At 73.6% G+C, this 16,059-nt stretch carries 15 protein-coding genes; 9 read left to right on the forward strand and 6 right to left on the reverse strand.

Annotation, left to right across the window (positions count from 1 at the left end; all coding sequences use genetic code 11):
* The first annotated feature begins 22 nt into the window (after positions 1-22).
* The 3 genes from OIE69_RS30800 to OIE69_RS30810 all read left to right on the forward strand — a co-directional run bounded on the left by OIE69_RS30800 (position 23) and on the right by OIE69_RS30810 (position 4,868).
* Positions 23-2,257: a molybdopterin-dependent oxidoreductase gene (locus OIE69_RS30800; RefSeq protein WP_326577336.1), complete on the forward strand. Its 2,235-nt coding sequence runs from the start codon at positions 23-25 to the stop codon at positions 2,255-2,257.
* Positions 2,258-2,345: 88 nt separating this feature from the next.
* On the forward strand, positions 2,346-3,740 hold the full coding sequence (locus OIE69_RS30805) for an aldehyde dehydrogenase family protein (RefSeq protein WP_326577337.1): 1,395 nt from the start codon (positions 2,346-2,348) through the stop codon (positions 3,738-3,740).
* A gap of 45 nt (positions 3,741-3,785) precedes the next feature.
* Positions 3,786-4,868, forward strand: a complete 1,083-nt coding sequence (locus OIE69_RS30810; protein ID WP_326577338.1) for a zinc-binding dehydrogenase — start codon at positions 3,786-3,788, stop codon at positions 4,866-4,868.
* 129 nt (positions 4,869-4,997) lie between these two features.
* Here the strand turns inward: OIE69_RS30810 and OIE69_RS30815 are convergent, their stop codons facing one another.
* Complete coding sequence (locus OIE69_RS30815; protein WP_326577340.1) at positions 4,998-5,561, reverse strand: hypothetical protein; 564 nt, start codon at positions 5,559-5,561, stop codon at positions 4,998-5,000.
* A 34-nt stretch (positions 5,562-5,595) separates the two neighbouring features.
* Positions 5,596-6,048, reverse strand: coding sequence for a hypothetical protein (locus OIE69_RS30820; protein WP_326577342.1), 453 nt, complete (start codon positions 6,046-6,048; stop codon positions 5,596-5,598).
* 274 nt (positions 6,049-6,322) lie between these two features.
* On the opposite strand from OIE69_RS30820, the gene OIE69_RS30825 reads away from it, so the two are divergent.
* Positions 6,323-6,883, forward strand: a complete 561-nt coding sequence (locus OIE69_RS30825; RefSeq protein WP_326577344.1) for a hypothetical protein — start codon at positions 6,323-6,325, stop codon at positions 6,881-6,883.
* Positions 6,884-7,117: 234 nt separating this feature from the next.
* Positions 7,118-7,396: a hypothetical protein gene (locus OIE69_RS30830; protein WP_326577346.1), complete on the forward strand. Its 279-nt coding sequence runs from the start codon at positions 7,118-7,120 to the stop codon at positions 7,394-7,396.
* Between the two features lie 10 nt (positions 7,397-7,406).
* Here OIE69_RS30830 and OIE69_RS30835 read toward each other — a convergent pair whose 3' ends face one another.
* Positions 7,407-8,048: a TetR/AcrR family transcriptional regulator gene (locus OIE69_RS30835; protein WP_326577348.1), complete on the reverse strand. Its 642-nt coding sequence runs from the start codon at positions 8,046-8,048 to the stop codon at positions 7,407-7,409.
* A 68-nt stretch (positions 8,049-8,116) separates the two neighbouring features.
* On the opposite strand from OIE69_RS30835, the gene OIE69_RS30840 reads away from it, so the two are divergent.
* Both OIE69_RS30840 and OIE69_RS30845 read left to right on the forward strand, forming a co-directional pair.
* Positions 8,117-9,268 carry an acyl-CoA dehydrogenase family protein gene (locus tag OIE69_RS30840; protein ID WP_326577350.1) on the forward strand — a complete coding sequence of 384 codons (1,152 nt, stop codon included), beginning with the start codon at positions 8,117-8,119 and terminating at the stop codon, positions 9,266-9,268.
* 71 nt (positions 9,269-9,339) lie between these two features.
* Complete coding sequence (locus OIE69_RS30845; protein ID WP_326577352.1) at positions 9,340-9,972, forward strand: TetR/AcrR family transcriptional regulator; 633 nt, start codon at positions 9,340-9,342, stop codon at positions 9,970-9,972.
* Here OIE69_RS30845 and OIE69_RS30850 read toward each other — a convergent pair.
* Positions 9,963-10,424 (reverse strand): MaoC family dehydratase, encoded by a 462-nt coding sequence (locus OIE69_RS30850; RefSeq protein ID WP_326577354.1) that lies wholly within the window; start codon positions 10,422-10,424, stop codon positions 9,963-9,965. The genes OIE69_RS30845 and OIE69_RS30850 overlap by 10 nt on opposite strands.
* A gap of 126 nt (positions 10,425-10,550) precedes the next feature.
* Here OIE69_RS30850 and OIE69_RS30855 point away from each other — a divergent pair, with 126 nt between their 5' ends.
* Both OIE69_RS30855 and soxR read left to right on the forward strand, forming a co-directional pair.
* Entirely contained in the window at positions 10,551-11,888 is a 1,338-nt protein-coding gene (locus OIE69_RS30855) for a glycosyltransferase family 87 protein (RefSeq protein WP_326577356.1), read from the forward strand.
* Positions 11,889-11,897: 9 nt separating this feature from the next.
* Entirely contained in the window at positions 11,898-12,440 is a 543-nt protein-coding gene (gene soxR, locus OIE69_RS30860; RefSeq protein WP_326577358.1) for a redox-sensitive transcriptional activator SoxR, read from the forward strand.
* On the opposite strand, the gene OIE69_RS30865 is transcribed toward soxR, so the two are convergent.
* Together OIE69_RS30865 and OIE69_RS30870 are read right to left on the reverse strand one after the other, a co-directional pair.
* A complete protein-coding gene (locus OIE69_RS30865) occupies positions 12,373-13,818 on the reverse strand; it encodes an amidase (RefSeq protein ID WP_326577360.1) in 1,446 nt (481 codons plus the stop codon). The genes soxR and OIE69_RS30865 overlap by 68 nt on opposite strands.
* A 1,428-nt stretch (positions 13,819-15,246) precedes the next feature.
* A complete protein-coding gene (locus tag OIE69_RS30870) occupies positions 15,247-15,846 on the reverse strand; it encodes a hypothetical protein (protein ID WP_326577362.1) in 600 nt (199 codons plus the stop codon).
* Between the last annotated feature and the right edge of the window lie 213 nt (positions 15,847-16,059).

Genomic DNA, 16,059 nt, shown 5'->3' on the forward strand with positions numbered 1-16,059 from the left:
CGCCCTGCCCCCGGGAGGCCCGATGGCCAGCAGTCGTACCGCCCTGCGTATCTGTCCGCTGTGCGAGGCCACGTGCGGACTGACCCTGACCATCGACGCGGACCGGGTCACCGGCGCCCGCGGCGACCGCGACGACGTCTTCAGCGCGGGTTTCATCTGCCCGAAGGGCGCCGCCTTCGGCCAGGTCGACGGTGACCCCGACCGGCTCACCCGCCCGCTCGTGCGCCGCGACGGCGTGCTCGCCGAGGCGACCTGGGCCGAGGCGTACGCCGCCGTCGCCGAGGGCGCGGCCCGCGTCCGCGCGGCCCACGGCGCCGCGGCGACCGGCGTCTACCTGGGCAACCCCAACGTGCACACCATCGCAGGCGGCCTCTACCCGCCGATGGTCGTCCGCGCCCTCGGCACCCGCGCGCTGTTCTCGGCCAGCACCCTGGACCAGATGCCCAAGCAGGCGGCGTGCGGCCACCTCTACGGCGACGCGCTCGCCGTCCCCGTGCCCGACCTGGACCGCACCGACCACCTGGTCGTCATCGGCGGCAACCCCCTGGTGTCCAACGGCAGCCTCGCCACCGCCGCCGACTTCCCCGGCAAGCTCAAGGCGCTGCGCCGCCGCGGCGGCAGGCTCACCGTCATCGACCCCAAGCGCACCCGCACCGCCGAACTCGCCGACCTCCACATCGCCCCGCGCCCCGGCACCGACGCCGCGCTGCTCTTCGCCGTCGTCCACGTGCTGTTCGACGAGGGACTCACCGGCCTCGGTCACCTCGAAGGGCACGTCACCGGCGTCGACGAGGTCCGGGCGCTGGCCCGCGACTTCACCCCCGAGGCCGTCGCGCCGTACTGCGACGTCCCCGCCGAGCGGATCCGCACCCTCGCCCGCGACCTGGCCGCCGCCCCTAGCGCCGCCGTCTACGGGCGCCTGGGCAGCACCGCCGTACGCTTCGGCACCCTCGCCAGCTGGCTGATCGACGTGCTGAACATCCTCACCGGCAACCTCGACCGGCCCGGCGGCGCGATGTTCCCGCTGCCGGCCACCGCGCGCGCCCCCCGCCCGGCCGGACCCGGACGCGGCTTCACCACCGGCCGCTGGCACAGCCGGGTCTCCGGCCACCCCGAGGTCGCCTCCGAACTGCCCGCCGCCGCCCTCGCCGAGGAGATCGACACCCCCGGCGAAGGACGGATCCGCGCCCTGGTCACCATCGCCGGCAACCCCGTGCTGTCCGCCCCCGACGGAGCCCGCCTCGACCGCGCCCTGGCGGGGCTGGACTTCATGGTCAGCGTGGATCCCTACCTCAACGAGACGACCCGCCACGCGGACGTCGTCCTGCCGCCGCCCCCGCCCTCCCGTGGCGCCCACTACGACCTCGCGTTCGGCAACTTCGCCGTGCGCAACAACGCCCGCTACAGCCCGCCCGCGATCCCCCTGGAGGACGGCCGGCCCGGCGAACCGGAGATCCTCGCCCGGCTCGCCCTCCTCGTCGGCGGCTTCGGCCCGGACGCCGACCCCGCCCTCGTCGACGAGCAGGCCGTCACCCACCGCCTGACCAAGGAGACCGCCGACCCGCACTCCGCGGTCCACGGCCGCGACCCCGCCGAACTGGCCGCCGCGCTCACCGGGGGGACCGGATACGAGCGGCGGCTCGACATGATGCTGCGGCTCGGCCCTTACGGCGACGGCTTCGGCGCCGACCCCGGCGGCCTCACCCTGCGCCGCCTCCTCGACCACCCCCACGGCATCGACCTCGGCCCGCTGCGCCCGCGCGTCCCCGAGGTGCTGCGCACCGCCTCCGGCACGATCGAGCTGGCGCCCGCGCCGCTCACCGCCGACGTGCCCCGGCTGCTGGCGGCGGTCACCGGCCCGTCCGGGGCCGGGCTGGTCCTCATCGGCCGCCGCCACCTGCGCTCCAACAACAGCTGGATGCACAACGTGCCGGCGCTCACCGGCGGGAGCAACCGCTGCACCCTCCAGGTGCACCCCGAGGACGCCACCCGCCTCGGCCTCGTCGACGCGGCCCCCGCCCGGATCAAGGGCGACGGCGGCGAGATCGAGGCCCCGGTCGAGGTCACGGACGCCGTTCGGCCGGGCGTGGTGAGCCTGCCGCACGGCTGGGGCCACGACCGTGCGGGCACCCGGCTGACGGTCGCGGCCCGCGAACCGGGCGCCAACCTGAACCAGTTGCTCGACGGCACCCTGCTCGACCCCCTGTCGGGCACCGCGGTCCTGAACGGATTCCCCGTCCAGGTCACCCCGGCGTGATCCACCGCACGGGGCACGGCTCTGGAAACGGAAAACTATCGGCGCTAGTTTGGGCGTTCCACGGCAGGTCCGCCCGGGAGGACAAGGGATGAAGCCGCACGACGGGATGTACATCGACGGCGACTGGCGGCCCGCCGCCGGCACGGGGACGATCGACGTCGTCAACCCCGCGGACGAGCAGGTGTTCGCCACCGTGCCCGCCGGCACCGCCGACGACGTCGACGCCGCCGTCCGCGCCGCCCGCGCGGCCTTCCGCGGCTGGGCGGCCACCCCGCCCGCCGAGCGGGCCGCCCGTATCGCAGCGCTGCGCGACGTCCTCGCCGCCCGAAGCGAGGAGATCGCCGAGACGGTCACCGCCGAACTGGGCGCGCCGCTCGCCTTCAGCCGGGCCGTCCACGCGGGGCTCCCGATCGCGGTCGCGGGCTCGTACGCGGAACTCGCCGCCACCCACCCCTTCGAGGAGCGGATCGGCAACTCCACCGTCCTCCACGAGCCCGTCGGCGTGGTCGGCGCGATCACCCCCTGGAACTACCCGCTCCACCAGATCGTCGCCAAGGTCGCCCCCGCGCTCGCCGCCGGCTGCACGGTCGTGCTCAAGCCCGCCGAGGACACCCCGCTGGTCGCCCAGCTCTTCGCCGAGGCCGCCCACGAAGCGGGCCTGCCCGCAGGCGTGTTCAACCTCGTCACCGGTCTCGGCCCGGTCGCCGGACAGGCCCTGGCCGCGCACGAGGACGTCGACCTGGTCTCCTTCACCGGCTCCACCGCCGTCGGCCGGCAGATCGCCGCGACCGCGGGCGCCGCCGTCAAGCGCGTCGCCCTGGAACTCGGCGGCAAGTCCGCCAACGTCATCCTCCCCGGCGCGGACCTCGCCAAGGCCGTGGGCGTCGGCGTCGCCAACGTCATGTCCAACACCGGGCAGACGTGCAGCGCCTGGACCCGCATGCTCGTCCACCGGGACCGGTACGAGGAGGCCGTGGCCCTCGCCGTGACGGCCGCCGCCAAGTACGTGCCCGGCGAGCGCATCGGCCCCGTCGTCAACGCCAGGCAGCACGAGCGCGTCCGCGGCTACATCGCCAAGGGCGTCGAGGAGGGCGCCCGTCTCGTCGCCGGCGGCAAAGAGGTGCCGCGGACGCGGGGCTACTGGGTCAGCCCCACCGTCTTCGCCGACGTCACCCCGGAGATGACGATCGCCCAGGAGGAGATCTTCGGCCCCGTGCTGTCGATCCTGGCGTACGAGGACGAGGAGGACGCGCTGCGCATCGCCAACGGCACCGTCTACGGCCTCGCCGGGGCGGTCTGGGCGGGCGACGACGCCGCGGCCGTCGCCTTCGCCCGCCGCATGGACACCGGCCAGGTCGACATCAACGGCGGCCGCTTCAACCCGCTGGCGCCCTTCGGCGGCTACAAGCAGTCCGGGGTCGGGCGCGAGCTCGGCCCGCACGGGCTCGCCGAGTACCTCCAGACCAAGTCCCTCCAGTTCTGACCGGTTCCGCTGGTTTCGACAGCCCTGAGCGCAGGAGAAAACACCGTGGTCCGCGCCGCCGTACTGCCCGCCGTCAACGCGCCCCTCACCCTCACCGAGATCGACCTGCCCGAACCCGGGCCGGGCCAGGTACGGGTCAGGCTCGCCGCGGCGGGGGTCTGCCACTCCGACCTGTCGCTGTCCAACGGGACGCTGCGGCAGCCGGCACCCGCCGTCCTCGGGCACGAGGGCGCCGGCACGGTCGTGTCCGTGGGTGAGGGCGTCGCGGGCGTGGCCCCCGGCGACCGCGTCGTCCTCAACTGGGCGCCCTCCTGCGGCACCTGCCACTACTGCGGGCTCGGCGAGCCCTGGCTGTGCGCGGGCGCGGGCGCGGCGGCGGGCGTGCCCTACGCCAAGCTCGCGGGCGGCGGCACCGAGCTCTACCCGGGTCTCGGGACGGCCGCGTTCGCCGAGGAGACCGTGGTCGCGGCCGGCGCCGTCCTGCCGCTCCCGGACGGGGTCCCCCTGATCGAGGCCGCGCTCCTGGGGTGCGCCGTCCTCACCGGGTACGGGGCGGTCCACCACAGCGCCGCGGTGCGCCCCGGGGAGTCCGTCGCCGTCTTCGGTGTCGGGGGCGTCGGCCTCGCCGTCCTCCAGTCCGCCCGCATCGCGGGGGCGGGCGCCGTCGTGGCCGTCGACGTCTCCCCGGAGAAGGAGGCCCTGGCGCGGGCCGCGGGCGCCACGGAGTTCCTCCTCGCGGGGGAGGACGTCGCGAAGCGCATCCGCGCGCTGACCGGCGGGCACGGGGCGGACGTCGCCATCGAGTGCGTCGGGCGCGCCGAGACGATCCGCGCCGCGTGGTCCTCGACGCGGCGCGGCGGCCGTACGACCGTGGTGGGCATCGGCGGGAAGGGCGACCTGGTCTCCTTCTCCGCGCTGGAGCTCTTCCACTTCGGCCGGACGCTGTCCGGGTGCGTGTACGGGAACAGCGACCCGGCGCGGGACCTGCCGGTGCTGGCGGAGCACGTGCGGACCGGGCGGCTCGACCTGTCGGCGATGGTCACGGGGCGGATCGGGCTGGAGGGGATTCCCGGGGCGTTCGAGGCGATGCAGGGCGGAAGGGGCGGGCGGGCGCTGGTCGTCTTCTGAGCGGGTCGTTGCGGTGCGCGGCGCCGCGCTTCGCACGGGTCGTTCGCGCCCGCGGCGGGCGGTCACCCCGCCCGCCCGGCCCGGCCTTCGGCCGGGTGCGCCGCACGTGCCGTGACTGCCGGCCCCCGCTCAGGGTCGGTTGGCGACGTCCTTCACCGACGTCGGCCCCAACTGCCTGGCGCTGGCGTACTCCGGCATGGTCATGGGCTTGTCGAACAGGAAGAACGACTGGTTCGTGCCGACCGTGAACTCCATGTACGCGCCCGTCGTCGCGTCGAAACCGTAGTAGGCGTTGCAGGTGGAACCCGACGTGTAGGTGCCGTCCATGCCGGGCTGTGCGAGGACGCCGACGCCGTGGTTGGTGGTCTCCACCCGCTCCGTCGGAGTGAGCATCTTGCAGCGCGGCACCGGAAGGCCCTTCATGATGAAGTACCCGTACTCGCCGTTGGCGTTCTGGATGTAGACGTACGAGAGTTTGCCCCGCTTCCCCCACGTCTTGATCCACTGGTTGATCGCCTCGCGGGTCGGTGAGTACTCCATGCGGCCCGCCGGCTGCTGGGCCACGAGATGGTCGTAGTTGTCCTGCTTGGCCCTGTTCTCCTTGTCCTGGCTGGAGTCGGTGCAGGACGTCAGGGCGAGGCCCACGACGAGCGCGACAACGGCGGCCAGGGCCATGCGTGCGAAATTCCTCATGCGGTGCTGCCCTCTTCCCGGGACGAGATGGGGATCAGTTGGTGCACGTCGTGCGCTCGGCCGCGGCGTCCAGCCGGTACGGCAGGTCCTTGTCACGGAAGGGCGCGCGGTGCTCCTGGGCGGCCTTCGAGTTGTAGGCGTTGACCGACTCGATCCGCGTGGCCTTCAGTGCGGTGATCGACTGGTCGATCTGCGTCGTGCGAATCTCCGAAGCGGCCTTCCGCTCCTCCCGGAGCGCCTGGATCGTCCCCTCGGCGTTCTGCACGGCCTCGCACAGGTCGAAGAACTCCTCGTACGTGGCCTGCCGGAACTCGCCGGAACCGACGGTGTTCCCGCGCTCTTCCGCCTCGCCGCGGAACGGGGCGGTGATCCACCCCGCGCCGCCGAAGGCGAACACCCCGATCACGTACAGCACCGCCAGGCCGATGACCCCGCCGACGGCCCAGGTCCCCAACCGTGCCCCCTCGCGCACCTGCCCCATCGCCATCCCCCTTCGCGTGTGGTCTCCGCGGTGTGGAACCACGTGTGAAGGAGGACACGGACGCCCGGTGAAACGGTTCCGCGGACACGCCAAGCCCCGCCCGCCGGGCACGGATTGGCGGCGGGGCGGCTGCGCATCGGCCGGGAAACTGCCATAGGGTTCGGCGCGGACCGGCTCGCTCGGCCATTTGCGGTACAGGGCAGTTCAGTTCAAATCAGTTCAGGTCAGATCAGGTCGCAGTCGGGCGGTCGTCCGACAGGCACGTGCAGGGGAGCACAGCGTGAGTCTCATCAAGAAGGCATTCGAAGTCATCGAGAAGGGCTTCGACGCGGGCGGTGACGCCCTCCACGACTTCACCGTCAACCGCCGCACGGCCGAGCTCTTCCTGAAGCTGGGTGTCGCGGTCTACGCCGAGCAGCGCCTCGGCGGCTCGCACGAGCCGGTGGAGAAGATGTTCGAGGCCCTGGAGGGCCACGTCGCCGAGAACGGCGAGGTGGAGCTCGACCACCTCAAGGAGGCCCGCGAGGTCCTGGGCGAGGCGTTCGTGGCCAAGCACACCGCGGAGATCGAGGCTGAGGAGGCCGCCGAGGCCAAGGCCGTCGAGGAGGCCAAGGCCGCCGCCGCTGCCGCCGCGGCCGCCGCCGTGACTCCTGCGGCGCCCGCCGCGCCCGTGGCCGCTCCCGCGCCCCCCCTCGTGGCTCCCGCGGTTCCGGCGCAGGCCCCCGCCGCCGCCCCGGTCGAGGCCGCTGCTCCTGCCGCCCCCGCCCCCGCCCCCGCCGCTCCGGCGGAGGCCCCGGCCCCCGCTCCCGCCGCCCCGGTGGAGTCCACCCCCGCGGGCTGACCTCCGCGCGAAGGCCCGGCGGACGTCGTGTCGACGGCGCCGGGCCTTCCGCGTGCGGAGCGACTGCCGGGAGCCCGTGGCGCTGCTCGGCGGGGTCGCGCAGGTGGTGAGCCCACTGCCGCCCGCGCATGTCAAGCCACGCGATGCCGGGTCATGACGCGGAGGGGGTCGCGCGGCTTACTGGAGGGAGTCCGCACACGGGCCGCTCAGGCCCATCGCCCGAGGAGAACTCCCATGATCCTGACCCGCCGCTTCTTCGCGCTTTCCGCCGCCTCCGCCGTCGTGGCCGGGGGAGCGCTCCTGCCCGCGACCGCGTTCGCCGCCGCCCCCGTGGCCGATGACACCGCGACGTACTCGACGCTGCTGTACACCGACGACATGAGCCAGGACGGGTCCGGTGGCAGGATCCGGACCGACCACGCGGACCCGGGCCGCGGTGACCGCGACGGGGACGGCCGCGGCGGGGACTGGCGCACGCATCCCGTCTGCTTCGCCGCTCCCTGTGAGTTGTGAGTCCCGGACCTCAGTGGTCGGTGCCCAGCGCGGCGAACTGCACGGCGAGCCCGTCGACGAGGGCGCGCAGGCCCGTCTCGAAGGCGCCCTCGTCCACCTGTTGCTGCCGTTCCGCGAGCAGGTGGGCCTGACCGAGGTGCGGGTAGTCCGCCGGGTCGTACGCCGAGGGGTCGTCGACGAAGCCCCGCGCGAAGGAGCCCAGGGCGGACCCGGCCACGAAGTAGCGCATGAGCGCGCCCACGCGGGTGGCGTGGGCCGGGGGCCAGCCGGCGGCGGTCATGCCGCCGAAGACCGCGTCGGCCATGCGCAGGCCGGCCGGACGGCGGCCCGGGCCCTGGGCGAGGAACGGGACGATGTGGGGGTGGGCCGCGAGCGCGGCGCGGTAGGAGCGGGCCCAGGCGACGAGGGCGTCCCGCCAGTTGCGGCCGTCGTGGAACACGGACAGGTCGACCTCGCCGACGACCGCGTCGGCGACCGCGTCCAGGATGTCGTCCTTGGTCGTGAAGTGGTTGTAGAGGCTCGGCCCGCTGACGCCGAGCTCGGCCGCGAGGCGGCGCGTGGAGACGGCCTGCAGCCCCTCCCCGTCCACGAGCGCGAGCGCCGTGGCGACGATGCGTTCGCGGCTGAGCAGGGGCTTGCGGGGACGGGCCATGCGGCACATAGTAGAGGCTGCCCACAAGAAACTAGCAGTGATAATTTAAAGCCGAACCGAGGTGCGCCGTGAATCTTGAGCTGTCCGAGGAGCAGGCCGCGGTCCGTGCGCTGGCCGCCGGGTTCACCGAGCGCGAGATCGCGCCGCACGCGGCCGCGTGGGACCGGGCGGAGAGCGTGGACCGTGGCATCGTCGAGAAGCTGGGCGCCGTGGGCTTCCTCGGGCTGACCATTCCCGAGGAGTACGGCGGCTCCGGCGGCGACCACCTGGCGTACTGCCTGGTCACCGAGGAGCTGGGGCGCGGTGACTCCTCGGTGCGCGGGATCGTCTCCGTCTCGCTCGGGCTCGTGGCGAAGTCCGTCGCCCACTGGGGCACGGAGGAGCAGAAGCGGGACTGGCTGCCCCGGCTGGCCTCCGGCGAGGCGGTGGGCTGCTTCGGGCTGACCGAGCCCGGCACCGGCTCGGACGCCGGCAACCTGACCACGCGTGCCCGGCGGGACGGCGGGGACTACGTGATCAACGGCGCCAAGATGTTCATCACGAACGGCACCTGGGCGGACGTCGTCCTGCTCTTCGCCCGCACCAACGACATCCCGGGACACAAGGGCGTCAGCGCCTTCCTCGTGCCCGCCGGCAGCCCCGGTCTGGCCCGGCGCGAGGTGCACGGGAAGCTCGGCCTGCGCGGCCAGGCCACGGCGGAGCTGGTGCTGGAGGAAGTGCGCGTGCCGGCCTCGGCGATGCTCGGGCCCGAGGGGAAGGGCTTCTCGGTCGCGATGTCCGCCCTGGCCAAGGGCCGGATGTCGGTGGCCGCCGGATGTGTGGGCATCGCGCAGGCGGCGCTGGACGCGGCCGTGGGCTACGCCAAGGAGCGCGAGCAGTTCGGCAGGCCGATCGCCTCGCACCAGCTGGTGCAGGAGCTGCTCGCGGACATCGCCCTGGACGTCGACGCCGCGCGGCTGCTGACCTGGCGGGTCGCCGACCTCATCGACCGGGGCCTGCCCTTCGCGGCGGAGTCGTCCAAGGCGAAGCTCTTCGCCAGCGAGGCGGCGGTGCGCTGCGCCAACAATGCGCTGCAGGTCTTCGGCGGCTACGGCTACATCGACGAGTACCCCGTGGGCAAGCTGCTGCGGGACGCCCGCGTGATGACCCTCTACGAGGGGACGAGCCAGATCCAGAAGCTGCTGATCGGCCGGGAGCTGACGGGGGTCTCGGCCTTCTGACGGGGCCGGCCGGCACCGACCGACCGCTCGGTATCTAAGCGCTTGCTCAGTGCCCATGTAGGGTGTCCGCCATGGACGTGGAGGCGGGGCAGTCGGAGCGGACCGAGGCGTGGAGCGGCATCACCCCCGATGCCGCCCGGCGGCTGGTGATCGCCGCGGTCGAGGCGTTCGCGGAGCGCGGCTACCACGCGACGACCACGCGCGACATCGCCGGCCGGGCGGGCATGAGCCCCGCGGCTCTGTACATCCACTACAAGACCAAGGAAGAGCTGCTCTACCAGATCAGCGTCGTCGGGCACCGGCTCTCCCTCGGGCTGCTCCAGGACGCCGCGAACGGCGACGGCGGCCCGGCCGACCGGCTGGCGGCGGCCGTGCGCTCCTTCGTCCGCTGGCACGCGGAGCACCACACCACGGGCCGCGTCGTGCAGTACGAACTCGGCGCGCTCGGCCCCGAGCACTACACCGAGGTGGTGGAGCTGCGCCGGGAGAGCGAGGCCGCGGTCCGCTCGGTGATCCACGACGGCGTGCGGGCCGGGGAGTTCGACGTGCCGGACGTCCCGGGGACCACCGTCGCGCTGCTGTCGCTCTGCATCGACGTGGCCCGCTGGTTCAACCCCGGCGGGCGCCGGACGCCGGACGGGATCGGCGCGCTGTACGCCGATCTCGCCCTGCGCATGGTCGGGTACGCGCCCGGTCAGAGGTAGAAGCGGACGACCGTCTCGGCCACGCACACCGGCTTGTCGGCGCCCTCGCGCTCCACGGCGATCGCCACGACGAGCTGGGCGCCGCCGGGCACCTCGCTCACCTCGGCGATCCGGCCGGTGGCCCGCAGGCGGGAGCCGACGGGCACGGGGGAGGGGAAACGGACCTTGTTCACCCCGTAGTTGACGCCCATCTTCACGCCCTCGACCCGCAGCAGCTCCGGGGTGAAGGACGGGATCAGCGACAGCGTCAGGTAGCCGTGCGCGATGGTGGTGCCGAAGGGGCCCTGGGCCGCCTTCTCCGGATCAACGTGGATCCACTGGTGGTCCCCGGTGGCGTCCGCGAACAGGTCGATCCGCTTCTGGTCGACCTCCAGCCAGCCGGTCGTGCCGAGGTCCTCCCCGATGGCGGCCTTCAGTTCGCCGACCGAGGTGAAGATCCTGGGCTGAGCCATGTGATGCCTCCCGTACTGTCCAAGCGCTTGCTCAGCATGGTGTCCGCGGCGGACCCCTGTCAACGCCCCGCACCCGGCGCGTATCAACGGCCATTCGTCCGGTTTGTGACTATCTTTCATCTCCGTATGTCCCTGTCAGCGCTGGTGGAGGAGACGGAAGTGGCCGAGGCCCCCACGGAGACCAGCCCGTCCGACTGGCACACGGTGGAGGTCCGGCACGGCGGCGGCACCCCCTCCCCGGCCACCCCCCGCACGGCCCTGCTGCGCCCCGCGACCTGGCCCCAGGCCTGGCTCGCCCTCGGCGTCTACTGGCTCGCCAGTCGCGTCGTCATGCTGGCCCTGCTGCGCAGCGGGCAGGGCGACATCGCCCGCGAGGTGCACTTCCTCTACCGCCACTGGAGCGAGGGGTTCACGCACGGGGACTTCCCCGTCGGCGACGTGACCTGGCAGTACCCGCCCGGCGCCGCGCTGGTGATGCTCGCCCCGGTGCTGCTGCCCGGGCTCAGCTACTTCCAGGGCTTCGTCCTGCTGTCGCTCGCCGCCGACGCCGTCGTCCTGCTCCTCCTGCTGCGGGCCGGGACCGCCCGGCCCGGCCGCAGCACCGCCGGCGCCTGGCTGTGGGCGCTCGCCCTGCCGCTGCTGATGCACCTGCCCTACGCCCGGTACGACCTGATGGTCACCGTGATCGCCGTCGGCGCACTGCTCGCGCTGCCCGCGCGCCCGCGGCTCGGCGGCGCGCTCGCCGGGATCGCCGCCCTGATCAAGCTCTGGCCGGTGCTGACCGTGCTCGGCACCCCGCGCGGCCGGACCACCCGGCAGACCTGGACGGCGCTCGCCCTGTCCGCCGGCGGGCTGCTGCTGGTGCTGTGCACCGCCTTCCGCGGCGCCTTCGGCTTCCTGTCCGCGCAGCACCACCGCGGGGTCGAGATCGAGTCCCTCGGCGGCACCTTCCTGCACGTCGCGGAGATGTTCGGCTGGCAGGGGCGCGTGGTCGCGCACTACGGCTCACTGGAGTTCACCGGCCCCTACGTCGCCGAGATCGCCACCGCCTCCCTGCTGCTCACCGGGACCTGTCTGCTGTGGCTGCTGATCTGGCGCATGAAGGCGGCCCGTTGGACCCCGGCCACGCCGTACGACGCCGCGCTGGCCGCCGTGCTCCTGTTCACCGTCACCAGCCGGGTCATCAGTCCCCAGTACCTTGTGTGGCTGATCGGCCTCGGCGCGGTCTGCCTGACCATGCGGCAGACCACCCAGCGGCCGGTCGCCGCGCTGGTGCTGCTCGCCACCGCAGTCACCACGGTCGACTACCCGCTGTTCTTCGCGGACGTCACCGCCGCCACCTGGCAGGGCGCCGCCATCGTCGCCGTCCGCAACGCGCTGCTGGTCGCCGCCGCGCTCGTCTCGTGCGTCCGGTTGTGGCGCACGAGCGTCCCGCGCCGCAAACGGCTCGTCGACCTCCCGTAGAGTCGGGACGTGGCGAGGATCCCCGGCGAGCACCGTGAACTGACCGTCGGCCAGCTGAGCGGGCGCAGCGGCGCCGCCGTCTCGGCGCTTCACTACTACGAGGCCCAGGGCCTGATCCGCAGCCGCCGCACCGCCGGCAACCAGCGCCGCTACACCCGCGACACCCTGCGCCGCGTCGCCTTCATCCGGGCCTCCCAGCGGGTCGGCATGCCGCTCGCCGCGATCCGTGAGGCACTGGACGGCCTGCCCGAGGGCCGCACCCCGGACAGGTCCGACTGGGCCCGGCTCTCCGCAGGATGGCGGGCCGAACTCGACGCCCGCATCGACCGGCTCACCGCGCTCCGCGACAGCCTGGACGACTGCATCGGCTGCGGCTGCCTCTCCCTGGACCGCTGCGCCCTGTCCAATCCCGGCGACGCCCTCGGCGACCAGGGGCCCGGCGCGCGGCGGCTGCTCGGCACGGAGCCGCCGCGCCCCGCAGCCGCTACCAGATCGCGGGCCTGCGGCCGGCCCACGGACGGGCCGACTCCAGCTGCGCCGACAGCGAGATGAGCATCGCCTCGTCCCCGTAGCGGCCGCCGAACATCACACCGATCGGCAGCCCCTCCTCCGTCCAGTGCAGCGGCACGTTCACGGCCGGCTGCCCGGTGGCGTTGGAGATCGGCGTGAACGGCGTGTAACCGGCCAGCCCCGCGAACTCCGCCGCCGGATCCGCGTCGTTCCGCAGGCCCGCGCTCCCCACGAAGGCCGGGGGCCGCGCCAGCGTCGGGGTCAGCACCAGGTCGTACGAGGACAGCAGCGCGTCGGCGATGAGCTGCCCCAGCGCCCGGAACGCGTACAGCGACGCGGCGAAGTCGGGGCCGCTCACCTTGCCGCCCTCGGCGCGCAGGTGCCGGGTGAGCGGCATCAGCAGCTCCTCCTGCTCCGGCGCCACCGGGTAGACGGTGGCCATCACGCCCCACACCCGGGTGAAGGCGTGCAGGATCGCGTCGTCCACGGGCAGTTCGACCTCGTCCACCTGGTGGCCCAGTCCGCGCAGCAGTTCGGCGGCGCCGTCGTACGCGGCACGGCAGTCCGGGTGCAGCTCGACCCCGGGCACGGGGGGCTGGGGCAGCCCGACCACGCGCAGTGTCCCCGGATCGCGGCCGACGTAAGAGGAGAAGGACTCGCCCTGCGGCAGCGAGGGCGCGCTGTACGGGTCGCCCGGCATCGGGCCCGCGAGGACGTCGAGCAGGGCCGCCGCGTCCGCGACCGTACGGGCGATCGGGCCGCTGCCGCTCAGGCCGCTCACGTCGTGCTGCACCGGGCCCGCGCTCACCCTTCCCCGGCTGGGCTTGATGCCGAACAGGCCGCACACGGACGCGGGGATGCGGATCGAGCCGCCGCCGTCGCTGCCCTGCGCGAGGGGGGCGAGCCCCCCGGCCACCGCGGCCGCGGCCCCGCCGCTGGAGCCGCCGGCGGAACGCTCCAGGTCCCACGGGGTGCGGGCGGGCGGGGCCAGCTTGTTCTCGGTGTAGCAGGGCAGCCCGAACTCCGGGGTGTTGGTCTTGCCCAGCAGCACCGTGCCGGCCGCGCGCAGCTTGGCGGCGACGTGGTCGTCGACATCCGGCACGTGGTCGGCGTACGCCTGCGAGCCCAGGGTGCAGCGCACGCCGGCCACGAAATTGAGGTCCTTGACCGGGACCGGGACGCCGTGCAGCGGCGACAGGTGCCGCCGGCGGTCGTCGCGCCGGGCCGCGAGCGCCTCCGCCTCGGCGTCGGCGGCCTGCTTGCGGGCGATCTCCGGGGTGACGGTGATGAACGCCCCCAGGGTGTCGTTGTGCCGGTCGACGCGGTCCAGATAGTGCTCGGCGAGTTCCGTCGGGGAGACCTCCCCGGCCCTGATCGCCTTCCCCTGCTCCAGCGCCGTCAGATCGTGCAGCTCCGCCATGGGCCGGTCCCGTCCCCTTCGCGCGAGGGTGTGCGTTGCCTGAGGTGGCATCGTCGCACCACGGCGACGGGGGTGTCAGTACGGTGGCGCGCGGTGCGCTTGTCGGTCCGGGGTGGGTTGTGGTTGCGGCCGGTTGTTGTGTGCGGGTTGGTTGCGCCTGCGGGCGGCTGCGCCGGGCTGCCTGGTTGTTGTGTGCGGGTTGTTTGCGCCTGCGGGCGGCTGCGCCGGGCTGCCCGGTTGTTGTGTGCGGGTTGTTTGCGCCTGCGGGCGGCTGCGCCGGGCTGCCCGGTTGTTGTGTGCGGGTTGGTTGCGCCTGCGGGCCGGGTGCCCCTTGTGGCCGGTTGTCGTGTGCGGGTTGTTTGCGCCTGCGGCGGGCGGTTCTCCCGCCCGCCCTCCCGATTGCCCGGCGCGGTCAGTGACCGCCTCGCGCGTGCGCGGTGGGCCGGGGGCGGGGCCTCCGGGGCTGCACGTCCTGGACTGGGTTATTTACGTGCATGGCGGGCGGTACCAGTTGTGCCGTCTGTGCCGCACACAAATATCCCGCAGCGTCCAGAACATCCACCCCTACGACCCCGCCCCCTCCGTATCGCGGGCGACTGACGGCCGGAGGGTGGTACAGGGCGGTCCGGGGTTGCCGCACGCGTCTTACTGAACGCCCACGGTCATGGGGGTGGTGGCTGAGGCCCGCGCCGGCTCCGGCGCGATCGGACCGGAAGGGAGTGCTCGGGCTGATGCCCGGCGGTATGGCGCCCTGCTGAGCGGCCCGTTGTCGTGTGCGTGTTCCCGCCCTTTTCGGCCTTCGGCCAGGGGCGCGCTGGTTCGGTGCGGTCGGTGTGGTTCCAAGGCTGAATCTGGTTGCGGGTCGGCCGCCCGCCGGAGGTCAGGGTGCGTGCCTACATCGGCAATCGTCGTGATCTGCCGCCTGGCGACCTTCGGCATCGCCGTGACATAGGCAATGCCCTGGAGCGCCGGTGGGTGAGGTGCGTCACTCGTCCCGTGGGAGGTGCCCTCGGCCAGCGGTGCGTGCACCCCTGCTCGGCCTGCGGCCAGAGGACCCCTGCTGAGGGCAGCTCCCAACCGTGCGGGTAGGGGCGCCCCCCATCACCCCCCACCGGCCGTTGGCCGCCCAACGAAACGGAGGGGGCGGGGTCGTAGGGGTGGATGTTCTGGACGCTGCGGGATATTTGTGTGCGGCACAGACGGCACCAATTGGACCGCCCGCCATGCACGTAAATAACCCAGTCCAGGACGTGCAGCCCCGGAGGCCCCGCCCCCGGCCCACCACGCACGCGCGCAGGCCCGCACCAACCGCGCCGGGCAATCGGGAGGGAGGGCGGGAGAACCGCCCGCCGCAGGCGCAAACAACCCGGACACAACAACGAACCGCAACCACAACGGCGCCGCACACAACGGGCGCCCCCCGAAGGCTCACCCCGAAGGGACAAGCGCCCCCCGCGCCTCCGCCAAGGCGGACTCGCCGAGCACCGGCACCGGCACGACGATCCCGCACCGCCCGCACACGGGCCCCGCCCCGGGGTAGTGGTTGAGCCCGTTCCGCCACCGCAGCCGTTCCTCGCCGCAGACCGGGCACCCCGCCCCGGGCCCCGCGTCGATCGCCGCGATGAGGCGCCGCAGCACGTCCGCCAGCCGGTCGTCCGGGTGGACGCGGGGGTCCTCGCACCAGGCGACCCCGTTGCCGCCCCAGGTGCGCCGGTGCCAGTCGTCGAGGGCGCCGGGCTGCCGGATGCCGTAGAACTTCTCCTCCTTGCGGCGGGCCGCGAACTCCCGCTCGTAGGTGAGCCAGACCGCCCGCGCCTCCTCCAGTTCCGCGAGGGCCGTGACGAGCCGGACCGGGTCCGGCTCGCGGTCGTCGGGCGCGATCCCCGCGCCGGTGCACAGGTGGTCCCAGGTCGCGCGGTGCCCGTACGGCGCGAAGCGCTCGAGGCACCTGCGCAGGTAGGTGCGGCGCTGGGTGGGGGAGCGCCGGGGATCGCGCACCTGTCTGGCGAGGCTCCGGAATCCGGCCATGGTGTGCCACCTCCGTCGTCGGTGTCGCATCGCTCTCGAATGGACGTAACGGACGGCGTTCCGGATCCATCCCCGGGGCGGCGAGTTCCAGCCGGGATGGCGTAGCTGAAACGTGACGCATGTTCACCTTACTCGGCGGTCATATTTCGAAGTAACCTGCGTCACACCGCGCTTCGGGAGGAGTGGTCATGCGATCCAGGTTTGGCAGGTTCA

Source organism: Actinacidiphila glaucinigra, from assembly GCF_035918135.1.
Lineage (GTDB): Bacteria > Actinomycetota > Actinomycetes > Streptomycetales > Streptomycetaceae > Actinacidiphila > Actinacidiphila glaucinigra.

What these genes read in the sequence shown, in the direction of transcription:
- OIE69_RS30800 (WP_326577336.1), top strand. Translation starts at nt 23, where the DNA reads ATGGCCAGCAGTCGTACCGCCCTGCGTATCTGTCCGCTGTGCGAGGCC.
- OIE69_RS30805 (WP_326577337.1), top strand. Translation starts at nt 2,346, where the DNA reads ATGAAGCCGCACGACGGGATGTACATCGACGGCGACTGGCGGCCCGCC.
- OIE69_RS30815 (WP_326577340.1), bottom strand. Translation starts at nt 5,561, where the DNA reads ATGAGGAATTTCGCACGCATGGCCCTGGCCGCCGTTGTCGCGCTCGTC.
- OIE69_RS30820 (WP_326577342.1), bottom strand. Translation starts at nt 6,048, where the DNA reads ATGGCGATGGGGCAGGTGCGCGAGGGGGCACGGTTGGGGACCTGGGCC.
- OIE69_RS30830 (WP_326577346.1), top strand. Translation starts at nt 7,118, where the DNA reads ATGATCCTGACCCGCCGCTTCTTCGCGCTTTCCGCCGCCTCCGCCGTC.
- OIE69_RS30835 (WP_326577348.1), bottom strand. Translation starts at nt 8,048, where the DNA reads ATGGCCCGTCCCCGCAAGCCCCTGCTCAGCCGCGAACGCATCGTCGCC.
- OIE69_RS30845 (WP_326577352.1), top strand. Translation starts at nt 9,340, where the DNA reads ATGGACGTGGAGGCGGGGCAGTCGGAGCGGACCGAGGCGTGGAGCGGC.
- OIE69_RS30850 (WP_326577354.1), bottom strand. Translation starts at nt 10,424, where the DNA reads ATGGCTCAGCCCAGGATCTTCACCTCGGTCGGCGAACTGAAGGCCGCC.
- OIE69_RS30855 (WP_326577356.1), top strand. Translation starts at nt 10,551, where the DNA reads ATGTCCCTGTCAGCGCTGGTGGAGGAGACGGAAGTGGCCGAGGCCCCC.
- OIE69_RS30865 (WP_326577360.1), bottom strand. Translation starts at nt 13,818, where the DNA reads ATGGCGGAGCTGCACGATCTGACGGCGCTGGAGCAGGGGAAGGCGATC.
- OIE69_RS30870 (WP_326577362.1), bottom strand. Translation starts at nt 15,846, where the DNA reads ATGGCCGGATTCCGGAGCCTCGCCAGACAGGTGCGCGATCCCCGGCGC.